Source organism: Streptomyces coryli (assembly GCF_011044975.1).
Classification (GTDB): Bacteria; Actinomycetota; Actinomycetes; order Streptomycetales; family Streptomycetaceae; genus Streptomyces; species Streptomyces coryli.
Genome location: NZ_JAAKZV010000054.1, coordinates 1 through 13,213, shown reverse-complemented (window position 1 = coordinate 13,213; position 13,213 = coordinate 1). Strand labels below are relative to the sequence as shown.

The 13,213-nt window shown below is 71.5% G+C and carries 12 protein-coding genes; 4 read left to right on the top strand and 8 right to left on the bottom strand.

The genetic code is table 11. From position 1 onward, the window contains the following. Positions 1–57: 57 nt before the first annotated feature. Genes G5C51_RS14885 through G5C51_RS14875 form a run of 3 tightly spaced genes read right to left on the bottom strand, consistent with a single transcriptional unit; the run spans position 58 to position 3,078 of the window. Positions 58–894 carry a carbohydrate ABC transporter permease gene (locus G5C51_RS14885; RefSeq protein ID WP_165237358.1) on the bottom strand — a complete coding sequence of 279 codons (837 nt, stop codon included), beginning with the start codon at positions 892–894 and terminating at the stop codon, positions 58–60. Next, positions 894–1,808: a carbohydrate ABC transporter permease gene (locus G5C51_RS14880; RefSeq protein ID WP_240929661.1), complete on the bottom strand. Its 915-nt coding sequence runs from the start codon at positions 1,806–1,808 to the stop codon at positions 894–896. The genes G5C51_RS14885 and G5C51_RS14880 overlap by 1 nt, the downstream gene beginning before the upstream one ends. A 4-nt stretch (positions 1,809–1,812) precedes the next feature. Beyond that, a complete protein-coding gene (locus G5C51_RS14875) occupies positions 1,813–3,078 on the bottom strand; it encodes an ABC transporter substrate-binding protein (RefSeq protein WP_165237354.1) in 1,266 nt (421 codons plus the stop codon). Positions 3,079–3,295: 217 nt separating this feature from the next. On the opposite strand from G5C51_RS14875, the gene G5C51_RS14870 reads away from it, so the two are divergent. Both G5C51_RS14870 and G5C51_RS14865 read left to right on the top strand, forming a co-directional pair. Next, the gene (locus tag G5C51_RS14870) at positions 3,296–3,802 is read left to right on the top strand and encodes a hypothetical protein (protein ID WP_240929660.1); all 507 of its coding nucleotides are present in this window, start codon (positions 3,296–3,298) and stop codon (positions 3,800–3,802) included. Between the two features lie 109 nt (positions 3,803–3,911). After that, entirely contained in the window at positions 3,912–5,468 is a 1,557-nt protein-coding gene (locus tag G5C51_RS14865; RefSeq protein WP_165237352.1) for an MGH1-like glycoside hydrolase domain-containing protein, read from the top strand. Between the two features lie 9 nt (positions 5,469–5,477). Here G5C51_RS14865 and G5C51_RS14860 read toward each other — a convergent pair whose 3' ends face one another. After that, positions 5,478–6,410: an oxidoreductase gene (locus G5C51_RS14860; RefSeq protein WP_165237350.1), complete on the bottom strand. Its 933-nt coding sequence runs from the start codon at positions 6,408–6,410 to the stop codon at positions 5,478–5,480. Between the two features lie 188 nt (positions 6,411–6,598). On the opposite strand from G5C51_RS14860, the gene G5C51_RS14855 reads away from it, so the two are divergent. After that, positions 6,599–7,144 (top strand): GlcG/HbpS family heme-binding protein, encoded by a 546-nt coding sequence (locus tag G5C51_RS14855; protein WP_165237348.1) that lies wholly within the window; start codon positions 6,599–6,601, stop codon positions 7,142–7,144. Between the two features lie 49 nt (positions 7,145–7,193). After that, positions 7,194–8,468: a hypothetical protein gene (locus G5C51_RS14850; protein WP_338118149.1), complete on the top strand. Its 1,275-nt coding sequence runs from the start codon at positions 7,194–7,196 to the stop codon at positions 8,466–8,468. 1 nt (position 8,469) lies between these two features. Here G5C51_RS14850 and G5C51_RS14845 read toward each other — a convergent pair whose 3' ends face one another. From G5C51_RS14845 to G5C51_RS14830, 4 genes are all read right to left on the bottom strand, one after another. Beyond that, complete coding sequence (locus G5C51_RS14845) at positions 8,470–9,096, bottom strand: hypothetical protein (RefSeq protein ID WP_165237346.1); 627 nt, start codon at positions 9,094–9,096, stop codon at positions 8,470–8,472. A 31-nt stretch (positions 9,097–9,127) separates the two neighbouring features. Further along, positions 9,128–9,478: a nitrite reductase small subunit NirD gene (gene nirD, locus G5C51_RS14840; protein ID WP_165237344.1), complete on the bottom strand. Its 351-nt coding sequence runs from the start codon at positions 9,476–9,478 to the stop codon at positions 9,128–9,130. Next, entirely contained in the window at positions 9,475–12,102 is a 2,628-nt protein-coding gene (gene nirB / locus G5C51_RS14835; RefSeq protein WP_165237342.1) for a nitrite reductase large subunit NirB, read from the bottom strand. The genes nirD and nirB overlap by 4 nt, the downstream gene beginning before the upstream one ends. Before the next feature lie 2 nt (positions 12,103–12,104). Then, the coding region (locus G5C51_RS14830; RefSeq protein ID WP_165237340.1) for an NAD(P)/FAD-dependent oxidoreductase at positions 12,105–13,213 on the bottom strand (1,109 nt) is incomplete at its 5' end.

The window sequence follows — 13,213 nt, the reverse complement described above, 5'->3', positions numbered from 1 at the left end:
CGGGGTTCGAGAGCATGACCGTTTCTCTAGATGATCAATCACCGGATCGGGTGATGCTTACTCGTCGATGCCTGAGCGTTCCACCCCCGCCACGATGTAGCGCTGCAGGAGGAGGAAGACGACCAGCAGCGGGAGGATCGAGACCACTGCGGCGATGAAGAGCTGGTGGAGGTTGATGGTTTGGGCTGTGGTGAAGGTTGATAGTGCGACCTGGACTGTCCAGGCGTCCCGGTCCTGGCCGATGACCAGGGGCCAGAGGAAGGCGTTCCAGGCGCCGATGAAGATGATCGTGCCCACCGCCGCGAAGACCGGGCGGGAGTTCGGCACCACGATGCGCCAGTACGTACGCCAGTAGCCGAGGCCGTCGACCCTTGCCGCGTCCTCCAGCTCCTTCGGGAAGCCCAGGAAGTACTGGCGGAAGATGAAGCAGGCGAAGGCGGAGAAGAGGGTGGGGATGATCAGGCCGCGGAGGGTTGAGATCCAGCCCAGCGTCGAGACCAGGACGAACGTCGGGACGAACGTCACCGCCGCCGGGACCATCATCGTGCCGAGGATCGCGTAGAAGACCGCGTTCGCGTAGCGGTACGGGATGCGCGCCAGGCCGTAGCCGGCCAGCGACGCCAGGAGCAGCGTGCCGAGCGTCGTCGCCACCGCGATCAGCGAGGAGTTGAGCAGGGCGCGGGCCATCGGGACGCTCGTGTCGGCGAAGAGTTCGCTTACATTGCCCCACTGCAGGTCGGTCGGGAAGAGCGTCCAGTCGGGCGCGGTGATGTCCTCCTCCCTCGCCAGGCCGTTGCGCAGCAGCAGGTAGAAGGGGATCAGGAAGAGCGCGGCCAGCGCGATCAGCAGCGCCACGCGCAGCGCCCGCCCCGCCCGTACCAGAGCGTCGTGCATCAGTCCTCCCTCCTGCCCAGGCCGAAGAAGCGCGCCTGCGCCACCGTCGCCACGCCGATGATCAGTGCCAGGATCACCGCGCCCGCCGAGCCGAGGCCGAGGTTCTGTTCCTTGCCCAGGGCGAGGATGTAGAGGTGGACCAGGGGCGGGCGGGCGTACGGCGGGTAGCCCTTGGCCGAGGACAGCAGGTTGTAGAACTCGTCGAAGGCCTGGAAGGAGTTGATGACCAGCAGCAGCACCACCGCCACCGATGTCGCGCGCAGTTGCGGGAAGGTGATGTGCCGGAAGACCTGCCAGCCCTCCCGCGCGCCGTCCACCGCCGCCGCCTCGTACAGCGTCTTCGGGATCCGCTGCAGGCCCGCCAGGAAGAGGATCATGTAGAAGCCGGCCTGGAGCCAGAGGCGGACGGTGACGATCACCAGCCAGTACCAGGGCGGGTCCGTCGTGGACAGCCAGGCGATCTGGTCCGAACCGAACCACCCCAGCACCGTGTTCGCCAGCCCGAAGCGGACCCCGTTGAAGATCGACAGCTTCCACACCAGGGCCGCGACCACGTACGAACACGCCACCGGCAGGAAGAACACCGACCTGAAGAAGGCCTGCATCCAGCGCAGCCGGTTCACCATCAGCGCCAGCGCCAGCGACAGCGCGAAGGTCGCCGGCACGATGACGGCCGTGAAGACGACGAAGGTCAGCAGGCTGTCCTGGAAGGCGGAATCCGTCAGCATCGTCCGGTAGTTGGCCAGGCCGACGAAGTCCTCCGGCGTCACCGTGTTGTGCGCGTCGAAGAAGCTCAGATAGAGGCTCCAGGCCAGCGGCACGTACGTGAAGAGCGCCAGGCCGATCGCGAAGGGGCCCACGAAGACCCAGAACCAGAGGTTGCGGTTCTGCGGGCCGAGCAGCTTCCGGAGCAGCACGTCAGGAGGGCTTTCCCTGCACCCGCGCCAGCTCGGACTGCGCCTTGCGGACCACCTTCCGCAGCTCGGCATCCGGATCCTTGCCGTCCTTGATGATGCGGCTGAGGGCGTCGTTGTACGCGTTGTTGGCGGCCGTCGTCCAGATCAGCGGGTTCGAGAAGCCGTTCTCCGTCGCCAGCTTCACGGCCTCGGCCGCCGCGCCCTCCTGCAGCTTCTTCGCCTTCTTGGCCAGCGAGATGCGGGCCGGGATGTGGAAGCCGTAGGAGAGCGCGAAGTCCTCCTGGTAGTCCTCCTTTTCCACCCACAGCCACTTCAGATACGCCTTGCCCGCCGCTACGTGCTTGCCCTTCGCGTTCACCGCGGCGGCGAAGGCGCCCACCGGGACCGTCGGCTTGCCGGCCGCGCCGTCCTTCGGGAACGGCAGCACCCCGAAGTCGTCGCCCAGCGCCTTCTTCACGGCGGGCAGCGCCCACAGACCGCTCCACTGCATCGCCGTCAGACCCTGCGTGAAGGCCGCCGGGTCCGACCAGTCCGACGGCGCCCCGAGCAGCAGCGACTTGTCCGCGTACAACGCCCGCAGCTTGCCGAGCGCCTTCGCCGCCGCCGGGTCGTCGAAGCCGACCGTGCCGTCATCCGATACGAAGCTCAGGCCCGCCGCCTGCAGCGGGGTGGCGCCGAGCACCGCCGCGCCGCCGTCGTTGCCGAGGAAGAGGCCCTTGGTCTTCTTCGTGGTGAGCTTCTTCGCGGCGTCCACCAGCGCGTCGAGGGTCCGCGGCGGCTCGACGCCGGCGTCGTCGAGGAGGCTCTTCCGGTAGTAGAGCAGCTGCATGTCCACGACCTGCGGGATGCCGTAGACCTTGCCCTCGTACGTCTTGGTGGCGAGGACGGCCGGGTTGTAGTCGTCCTTGACGTCCTTGATCAGGTCGGTGAGGTCGGCGACCCGCTTGCCGCGGATCTGGTCGAGCTCCGGGCCCTCGGTCTCGAAGACGTCCGGGCCGTCCTTGGTGAGGAGGGCGGCGGAGAGCTGCTGCATGTAGTCGCCGGGGCGCCACTGGATGGATACGTCCGCTTTGTCGTACGCGTCGGCGTACTTCTTCACCGCCTGCTCGACGCCCTGCTCGCCGTACTGGTGGTACCAGTGCTCGAGCTCCGGGCCGCCACCCCCGCCCCCGCCGCCGCGGCCGGTGTTCGAGCCGCAGGCGGCCAGCGCGCCGGTGAGGGCGAGGCCCGATGTGGTCCCGAGCAGAGTTCTGCGGCTGATCGTCATGTCCCGTACTCCCGGATGCCGTTGGGTCGGTGGAGGGTCATCGGCGTACCACTCAACGATCAACCCTGAGGGGGGATTACGACAGAGGGATTGCGGCGGTGTGTCGGCTTCCAGGAGTGATCGTCGCTTGTGCCCTTGTTCACAGAGAAGTCACGACCGGGCAAAAACCGCTGGCAGAGTGGTGACGAACGGCGATCAGTCCGCCTAGCCTCCCGCCATGAACGACCACGGCGCACCGGACCCCCACCGCTGCCGTGAGCTGCGCACCGGCGGCTACGCCGCGGCCGCGCTCCTCGCTGCCCTCATCGCCTGCGACCTCGCCACGGGCGCGCTCGCGCTGCCGCGTGCCGCCGGGTGGGCGGTGCTGGCGATGGTCGTGTACGTGCTGGTGCGGCCGCCGAGGATCGCCGCCGAGGGCGGCCGGCTGACGGTCCGCGGGCTGCTGCGCGAGCAGAGCGTGCGCACCGACCAGCTGATCACCATCCGCTGCCGCGGCGGCATGGGCTCGCGGCTGGTCCTGGAGGACCTGATGGGCGGCCGCGTGCAACTGGATCCGCGCCAGCTCGCCGCCTCCCCGCTCCTCTGGCACCACCTCGACTCGGGCGTCCGGCGCTCCCGCGAGCGCGGCTTCCTGCGCGGCGGTACGCGGGAGCTGCAGGCGCTCGCGGATCACATCGACGGGGGCGGGGCGCGGAAGGTCTTCGAGGCGTCGGGGCTTACGTAGCGCGCAGGTCCTGAACTCCGTGGCGCGTGCGACGCGTTGACACCGGTGTGGTGGCGTGGAAGCCTCCGGAAGGGCATGGCTGACATCGTTGTCGAGCGGAGGACCGCCCATGACCTCGCCCGCGAACCGCCGCCCCCTCTCCCGCCGCACCCTGCTCCGCGGCTCCGCCGTCGCAGGTCTCACCGCCGCGGGCGCGGGCGCGATGCCGGCCTCCGCCTCGGCCGCGGCTCCCTCCGGCGCCCCGCCCGTCATCGAGTTCGGCGGCGGGCGCGACGCCCTGCTCGGCGGCGCCTACCGCTCCGCCCTGCGGAATCTGCTGGAGATCAACACCGTCCCGTACGACCCCGCCGAGTACAACCAGACCGGCCTCCTGACCGACCCGCCCGGCACCTTCATCCGGGCCGGCGGCGGCTACGAGCAGCCGTGGACCCGCGACGCGTCGGTGAACTCCTGGAACGCCGCCAGCCTGCTGTCACCCGCCGTCGCGCGGAACACGCTGTGGTCGGTCTGCCGGCGGCAGGACGACGGCACCCTGATCGTGCAGCAGGACAACCAGTGGTGGGACCAGGTGATCTGGGCGATCGCCGCCCGCGAGCACTACCTGCTCACCGGTGACCGGCCCTTCCTCGCCGACGCGTACGAGGCCACCGCGAACACCCTGCGCCATAACCGCGACGAGCACTTCAACGCCGAGTACGGCCTCTTCGAGGGCCCGGCCTTCATGCAGGACGGCATCGCCGGCTACCCGAGCCCGCCCTACGACCCGGCCAACGACTCGTCCTTCGTGCTGGACCACCCGCACACCGACAGAATGCTCTCGCTGTCCACCAACTGCCTCTACCACGCGGCCTATCTGGCCTGCGCCGACATGGCGGCCCTGGTGGGAGAGCGGGATGCGGCGAGGCGGTGGCGGGCATCCGCGGGACGGCTGCGTACGGCCGTCAACCGGCACCTGTGGCGGCCGGAGGCCGGGACCTACGGCTCGTTCATCCACGGCGCGGGCCCGAAGGCCGGCCGGCTGGAGCCGCACCAGGAGACGAACGGGCTCGCCTTCGCGGTGCTGTGCGGCGTCGCGTCGCCGCGCCAGGTGCGCACGCTGCTCGACGGCATCCACCAGGAGCCGTACGGCGTGGTCAACGTCTGGCCGCACTTCGACCGCTTCGACGACGCGCACCCGGGGCGGCACAACGTGATCGTGTGGCCGATGACGACCGCCATGTGGGGCCACGCGGCCGCGCGCGGCGGCCGTGCCGACCTCTTCGCGCGGACGGTGACGGACATCGCGGAACTGTGGCACGGGGACGGCCACTTCTGGGAGATCTACCACGCCCGTACCGGCGCGGTAGACGGCGGCCGGCAGGTCGGCAGGCAGTGGGACTCGCAGCCGGATCAGACCTGGTCGGCGACCGGCTATCTGCGCCTGATCCACCAGGGGCTCTTCGGCCTGCGCGCCGGGCACGGCGGGCTGTCCTTCGCGCCGAGCCTGCCGCCGGGGTGGGGTCCGGTCACGCTGTCCGGGCTGGCCTACCGCGGCGCGACGCTGGACCTCACGGTCGAGGGCGCGGGGCAGCGCATCGTCTCGTGCACGCTCGACGGCAGGCCCGCCCCCGCCCGGATACCGGCGGCGTTGGACGGGCACCATGCGGTCCGGATCGAGATGGGGTGAACCGGGCCGTCAGCCCAGCCCCTCGTACGTCACCCCCGTCAGCCGCTCCGACTCCTCCCACAGGCGCTGCGAGGCCGCGTCGTTGAGGGTCCACTTCGCTCGCGTGGACGTGCTCGGGGCGCCGCGCCAGCCCAGGACGCGCGGGCCGATGAAGGTGTCCGGGTGCACGCCGGGGGCGGTGGCGGCGAAGAGGGTCGGCAGGGCGCCGTCGTCCGCGGACTGGGCGATCAGGCGGTTGCCGATGGCGAAGATCCGTTCGGCGAGGGGGCGGTGCTCCGACTGGACGCTCGCGGCCTGCAGGTTGGTGGCCGCGTAGCCGGGGTGGGCGGCGGCCGCGACGACGTCGGAGCCCGCGCGGGCGAGGCGGCGGGCCAGCTCGTGGACGAAGAGCAGGTCGGCCGACTTGGAGCGGCCGTACTGCACCCAGCGGCGGTAGCGCCGCCGCATGTGCAGATCGTTCAGGTCCACCTGGCTCGTGAAGTGGAAGAGGCTGGAGACGCTCACCACCCGGGCCCGCTCGGCGGCGGTCAGCCGCGGCAGCAGCAGCCCGGTGAGCGCGAAGTGCCCGAGGTGGTTCACCCCGATCTGGGTCTCGAAGCCGTCGGCCGTCTCGCCGTACGGGATCGCCATCACGCCGGCGTTGTTGATGAGCAGATCGAGGCTCCCGTCCGATGAGCCCGGGAGGCCGTCGGCGAAGTCCCGTACGGACTTCAGATCCCCGAGGTCGAGCGGCCGCAGCTCGGCCTCGGCCCCCGGGACCTCGGCGCGCAGCCGGGCCAGCGCCTCGCCGCCGCGATGTTCGCTCCGGCAGGCGAGGACGACGCGCGCTCCGGCGCGGGCCAGCTCCCGGGCGGCGGCGTATCCGATGCCGCTGTTCGCCCCGGTGACGACGGCCGTACGGCCGCTCTGGTCAGGGATGTCGCGTGCGCTCCAGGCAGACATGCGCACAGAGTACGAGCGGGTGCGGTAGAGGAGAAGGAGCGCGCTGGGACGGGAGCGGAGCGCCGTTGATCTTATTGAGTGGTGTGCAGGCAAGAACCGCCCGGTGCGGGCCCGTTCCGCCCCGGGCTCGGTGAATATGCCTGCGAACCGGAGCGAATGGATCGCCGCCGGATGAGCTAGGAGTCCCCATGTCCACGAAATCCCTCGCCGGCGCCCTGCTGGCGGCCGCGACCGCCGCGGTCCTCGCCGCGGCGCCGGCCGCCGCCGTCGACGGCCCGCCCACGGGTGCCACCCCGGGGAGCAAGGCCGGCGCCCAGGGTTCGGTGTACCGCGACACCCACGTCTCGGCCGCCACCGCCACCAAGATGCTGGCGGCCGTCCTCGCCGCCGCGGAGGGCACCGACCGGGTGAGCGCCGCCATCGTGGACCGCAACGGCACCATCATCGCCAAGGTGCGCGGCGACGGCGCCGGTCCGCTGAGCGTCGACTCGGCCATCGCCAAGGCCAAGACGGCGGCCCACTTCTGCCGCCCGACATCGGAGATGGCGGGCGTGGTCGAGGGCAACCCGCGCCTCGCCGACATCCCGGGCTCGCTCTTCCTCGCCGGCGGCGTGCCGGTGCCGGGCACCCCCGTCTGCCTCGCCGGCATCGGCGTGGGCGGGGCGCCGAGCGGCGACACGGACGAGCAGTACGCGCGGGCCGGGCTGGCGGAGATGGGCGGCGGCGGGAAGTGAGCCGCTGATCCCTATGGCAGGAGGGCGGCGGCCGGTACGCTCTGCCGACGTGACGCGTTCATGGCGACTTACGTTCGGTACGGCACTGGCCGCCGCTTCCGCCGCGGTGGCGGCCTGGCTCCCGGCGGCGCAGGCGGCCCCGGCCGCGCTGCCCTTCGCTCCGGTCGATGCGGGGACGGTGGGGCAGTTCAGGCTCGACGCCGGTTCCACCTTCGCCGATTACGGGAAGGCGCTGACGGCGGTCGAGAAGAACCCGGCCGTGGCGGTCCGTAACGCCACTGAGGTGCTCACCTCCGGCGGGCGCACGGGATCCGCCGGGCTGTGCCACGGCACCGGGCTGAGCGGGTCGCTCAGCCCCGGCGGCTTCTGCTGGGACAAGGCGGACGACACCTCCAACTCGTACACCACGGCGGGCGGATGGACGCCGCAGGGGCTCAGCGGCTCGTACGACGCGAAGGCCGACGGCCTCTGGGACGGGCGCCGGACATTCGTCGCCTCCTGGCACTTCAGCCGGGGGATGGGGACGCCGGGGGCGGTGGCGAACGAGTTCGCCCGGGTGAGTCTGGTGAATGCCGAGGGCGGCGGCATCCGCTACAACCATCTGCTGCTGGTGCGGCCGACGCTGGACGCTGCCGGCAACGGCAACTTCACCGCCGCCAAGTGGACGCACGCGGACGGGGTCGTCTGGTACGGCACGAAGCTCTTCGTCGCCAACGGCCGTTATCTGCAGGTCTACGACCTCGCCCACATCTGGAAGGTCAACTCCAGCACGGAGGCGGTCGGCATCTCCGGCTCGGCGTCGTCCGCCCGCTGGAGCAACTACGCGCTGCCGATGATCGGCGAATACCGGACCACGACGGGCACGGCGGCCTGCGCGGTGGTCTCCGGCACGACTCCCTGCCTCAACTCCCTGAGCCTGGACCGGACTGGGGCGGATGCCCTGGTCTCGGCCGAGTTCAAGGCGGGCGCGGCGGGCGGCCGCGTCGTCCGCTGGGCCCTGGACGAGACGACGGGCCTGCCGAAGGGCACCGCCACGGCGGCCTACTCCTCCCCGGTCTGGGCGATGCAGGGAGCGGCGACGGACGGCGACCGCTGGTTCATGGCGGGGGACTGCCCAAGCGGCGTCGGCGACGGGTCGGGCGACGCCCTCAAGTACTCCTGCATCCACTACGCCCGCCCGGGAGTGGAGCCGCACGTACTGACGACGTCCCCGGTCCTGACCCAGAACCTCGGCTACGGCCCCGCCGACGGGCGCTTGTACGGCATCAACGAGCGGATCAACTCCACCAACGGGATCCGGGTGGTGTTCTGGATCAAGCCGTGAGTCAGGTCGCGCCGGCCAGCGTGAGCGAGAGGGCGAGCGTCCCCATGCCCGTCCCGCCCAGCACGGCAAGCACCGCCACCGCCCACAGCAGAGAGGCGAGCTCTCCGCGCAGCCACCCGGGCTCCTGCCGCCCTTCCAGGTCCAGCCGCTCCCGGGCCGCGCGGGAGACGCGGACGCGACCGGAACGCGCGCGCCGGACGGCCGTCACTATCTCGTGCGCAAGCCGGCCGTGGTCGATCCGCGCTTCCGGTACGGCCAGTTGCACCCCGTGCTCGTCGGTGAGCAGCAGCCACCGGAGCGGCCCCGGCTGGACGGGGATCTCGAGCAGCCTGACCCCGACGAGCCGGCCCAGGTCCACCGTGCGGCGGCCGAAGAGCGTGCGGGCGGTGAGCATCCGGCCGCGCTGCTCGAGCCCGAAGGACGCGTTGGCCGGCAGGTACACCGCGAAGGCGACGATGGGGCTGAGGATGGCGATGAAGCACACATCGTCCAAGGCGCCCGCCGCCCGGACGAGGACGGCAGGCACCACCACCAAGGCCACGACGCTCAGCGCGGCAGCCGCGAGTGCGGCCGTGGCGGCGTAACGTCCCTGGCCGGCATGGCAGTCGGCGGTCGCGGTCGTCGTCACGCCCCGGGACGCTACCCGAGGCCGGCCGGCCTCACAGGGTGCGGGTCGTGTAGGCCCGGATTGTCACCTCGTCGTCGTCCAGGCAGCGGCCTGTCTCCAGGTCGAAGCGCTGCTTCAGGAGCGGGGAGGCTACGAACGGGCGGCCGGCGGCTGATCCCAGCAGGCCGCGGGAGAGGACGTACGCGCCGGTGAACGGGTCGCGGTTGGCGATCGCGTACGTGCGGCCCGCGCGGTCGAGGAACAGTGCGACCTGTTCGCCGTTCGGGAGCAGGGCGGCGGCGCCGCGGCCCGGGGTGAGGTCGGAGAGTTCGCAGATGCTATGCCAGCCGCGGTCGAGGCGGAGTTCGACGCGGAGGGTGATGCGTTCCGGTGCCAGGGTCATCGGGCCGAGGCTCCTTCCAGGGCGTTGTCGAGGGCGGCTTCGGAGGCGTCCAGGGGGCGGATCTGCAGCAGGTTCAGGTCGGGCTTCACCTGGTCGCGCTCGGGGACGAACTGCACCGTCGGGTCGGGGGTGCCGGGGGCGTTGACGAAGGAGACGAAGCGGCGCAGGCGGTCCGGGTCGGCGAGGGTTTCCGCCCACTCGTCGCGGTAGTTGGCGACGTGGTCGGCCATCAGCGCCTCCAGCTCGTCGCAGAGGCCGAGGGAGTCGTGCACGACCACGTCGCGTACGTGGTCCAGGCCGCCCTCGATCCGCTCCAGCCACACCGAGGTGCGCTCCAGGCGGTCGGCGGTGCGGATGTAGAACATCAGGAAGCGGTCGATCAGGCGGACCAGCTCGGCGTCCGACAAGTCCTGCGCCAGCAGATCCGCGTGCCGCGGCGTCGCGCCGCCATTGCCGCCGACGTACAGATTCCAGCCGCCCGCCGTCGCGATCACCCCGAAGTCCTTCGACTGCGCCTCCGCGCACTCGCGGGCGCACCCGGACACCGCCGACTTGAGCTTGTGCGGCGAGCGCAGGCCGCGATAGCGCAGCTCCAGCTGGATCGCCATCTTCACCGAGTCCTGGACGCCGTAGCGGCACCAGGTCCAGCCGACGCAGGACTTGACGGTGCGCAGCGCCTTTCCGTACGCGTGGCCGGACTCGAAGCCCGCGTCCACCAGCCGCCCCCAGATCTGCGGCAGCTGGTCCACCCGGGCGCCGAAGAGGTCGATCCGCTGCCCGCCGGTGATCTTTGTGTACAGCCCGAAGTCCCGCGCCACCTCGCCGATGACGATCAGCTTCTCGGGGGTGATCTCGCCCCCGGGGATGCGCGGCACGATCGAGTACGAGCCGTTCTTCTGCATGTTGGCGAGGAAGTGGTCGTTGGTGTCCTGCAGCGCGGCCTGCTCGCCGTCCAGGACGTAACCCTCCGCGCCGATCGTCGGCGCGAGCGAGGCGATGATCGAGGCCACCGTCGGCTTGCAGACCTCGCAGCCGTCGCTGCGCTTGGCCTCCTCGCGGCCGTGGCTGTCGAGGAGGGCGGCGTAAGAGGTGATACGGAGCGTGCGGACGATCTCGTAGAGCTCGGCGCGGGTGTAGGTGAAGCAGCCGCACAGGCCCTTGTCGATGGTGACGCCCTGCGCCTCGAGCTCGTCATTGACGAGCGTGGTGAGGACCTTCACGCAACTGCCGCAGCCGGAGCCCGCCTTGGTGCACTTCTTCACCTCGGGGACGGTGGTGCACTCGTGGTCGGTGACGGCGCCGCGGATGCTGCCCTTCGTGACGTTGTGGCAGTTGCAGATGACCGCCTCGTCCGGGAGCGCGGACGGGCCCAGGGCGGCCGGGGCACCGGCTCCGGCGGGGAGCACGAGCTGCTCGGGTGACACCGGGGGAACGGACCCGGTGAGCGGGCGGAGCAGCCCGTAGGAGTCGGTGTCCCCGACCAGGACGCCGCCCAGCAGGGTGCCGTCGGGGGCGACGACCAGCTTCTTGTAGATGCCGGCGCGGGAGTCGGAGTAGACGACGTCGAGGCAGTCGTCGGCCGCGCCGTGGGCGTCGCCGAAGGAGGCCACGCCGACGCCGAGGAGCTTGAGCTTGGTGGAGAGGTCGGCGCCGCTGAAGCCGTCGCAGGCTTCCCCGTCTTCGGCGGCGATCGCCTTGGCCGCCGTCTCCGCCATCTCGTACCCGGGCGCCACAAGGCCGTACACCCGACCGTCGGCTGCTTGGGCGCACTCCCCGATGGCGAAGACGGCGGGGTCGTTGGTGGTGCGGCACTGCTCGTCGACGGCGACCCCGCCGCGCTCGCCGACGTCGAGGCCCGCGTCGCGGGCGAGCTGGTCGCGGGGCCGTACGCCCGCGGAGAAGACGACGAGGTCGGTGGCGATCTCGGAGTCGTCGGAGAGCGCCATGGCGCGGACGGCACCGTCGGCGTCGGTCTTGATCTCCTTGCCGCCGACGCCGGTGTGCACCTCCAGGCCCATGCCGGTGATGGTGCGGCGCAGCGCGCTGCCGCCGCCCTCATCCACCTGGACGGGCATCAGGCGCGGCGCGAACTCGACGATGTGGGTGTCGAGTCCGAGTCCCTGGAGGGCGCCCGCGGCTTCCAGGCCGAGGAGGCCGCCGCCGACGACGGTGCCGGTGGTGGCGTGCTTCTTCGCGTACTCCTCGATGGCCAGCAGGTCCTCGATGGTGCGGTAGACGAAGCAGCCGTCGGCGTCCTTGCCGGGGACCGGCGGGACGAAGGGGTACGAGCCGGTGGCCAGGACCAGGGTGTCGTACGGGTGCGTGACCCCGGACTCGGTGGTGACCCGGCGGGTCTCGCGGTCGATGGCGACGACCGGGTCGTTCAGGTGCAGCTCGATGCCGTGCTCATCGAGGAAGCCCTCGGGGGTGACGGAGAGTTCGTCGGGGCTGGTGCCCGAGAAGTACGAGGTGAGCTGGACGCGGTCGTACGCCGGGCGTGGCTCCTCGGCGAGGACGGTGACGCGATGGGTGCGGGTCAGCCCGCGCTCGGCGAGCGCTTCGAGGAAGCGCTGGCCGACCATGCCGTGGCCGATGAGGACGATCCGCTGTGCGTTGCCGGTCATCGTCAGGAGCCTCCGTTGTCGGTGATCAGGTGGAGCAGGGGAGCGTCGGGGAGGGCTTCGTCGGTCTCCCAGGTGAGTGCGAGATTTCCTACGGTGGCGAGGTCGCCGAGGAGGATGCCGCCGACGAGGCGGTCGCCGCGGACCACGACCTTGCGGTACGTGCGGCGGGTCGCGTCGGTGAGGTGCACGACGTCGTCGTCGGGGTCCCGGGGCGTGGTCTCGCCGAACGCGGCCAGGTCGAAGGCGCTGTCCGCGACTTCGGTGCCGAGGGTGAGGCGGGTGAGGGCGCGGGTGCCGGTGTAGCGGGGGGCCGTGGTGCCGTTGAGATCGGCGGCGATGACCTGGGCGGTGACCTCGGCCTGCTCCACGGCGGCGCCGGCGAGGCCGTAGGTGGTGCCGTCGTGTTCGGCGCAGTCGCCGATGGCGTGGATGCGCGGGTCGGAGGTGCGGAGGTGGTCGTCGACCACGATGCCCTTGCGGACGGTGAGCCCTGCCGCCTGGGCGAGGCCGGTGCGGGGACGGACGCCGCAGGCGAGGACGACGAGGTCGGACTCGAGGGCGTAGCCGTCGGCGAGTTCTACGGCGGTGACGGTGCCGGCGGCTTTGCGCAGGCCGCGTACCCGGCACTCGGTGTGCACCTCGACGCCCAGTTCCTCCAGGTGGCTGTGGAGGAGTGCCGCGGCGTGGACGTCGAGGTGCCGCTCCATGAGGTGCTCGCCCTGGTGGGCGAGGACGACGTGGGCGCCGCGCAGCGCGAGGGCGCGGGCGGCGGAGACGCCGAGGAGACCGCCGCCGATGACGACGGCCTTGGTGCCGGGGGCCGCGGCGGTGCGGAGTGCCTCGCAGTCGGCGAGCGTACGGAAGGGGTGCACGCCGGCGGGCAGGTCGCGGTCGTCGGGCTCGAAGAGGCCGCGGAGCGGGGGGAGTACGGGGTTGGAGCCGGTGGCCAGGACGAGGCGGTCGTACGGGACGGTGCTGCCGTCGTCGCACTGGACGGTGCCGGTGCCGCGGTCGATGCGGACCGCGCGGGTGTGGAGGCGGGTGACGCCGTCGGGTGGGGAGGGGAGGCGGATGACGTCGGCGGTGTAGCGGTCGGCGAGGACGTCGGCGA

Bases quoted from the DNA above. Each gene is read 5' to 3' on its own strand.
- G5C51_RS14885 (WP_165237358.1), bottom strand. From the start codon at position 894: ATGCACGACGCTCTGGTACGGGCGGGGCGGGCGCTGCGCGTGGCGCTG.
- G5C51_RS14875 (WP_165237354.1), bottom strand. From the start codon at position 3,078: ATGACGATCAGCCGCAGAACTCTGCTCGGGACCACATCGGGCCTCGCC.
- G5C51_RS14870 (WP_240929660.1), top strand. From the start codon at position 3,296: ATGAACGACCACGGCGCACCGGACCCCCACCGCTGCCGTGAGCTGCGC.
- G5C51_RS14865 (WP_165237352.1), top strand. From the start codon at position 3,912: ATGACCTCGCCCGCGAACCGCCGCCCCCTCTCCCGCCGCACCCTGCTC.
- G5C51_RS14860 (WP_165237350.1), bottom strand. From the start codon at position 6,410: ATGTCTGCCTGGAGCGCACGCGACATCCCTGACCAGAGCGGCCGTACG.
- G5C51_RS14855 (WP_165237348.1), top strand. From the start codon at position 6,599: ATGTCCACGAAATCCCTCGCCGGCGCCCTGCTGGCGGCCGCGACCGCC.
- nirD (WP_165237344.1), bottom strand. From the start codon at position 9,478: ATGACCCTGGCACCGGAACGCATCACCCTCCGCGTCGAACTCCGCCTC.
- nirB (WP_165237342.1), bottom strand. From the start codon at position 12,102: ATGACCGGCAACGCACAGCGGATCGTCCTCATCGGCCACGGCATGGTC.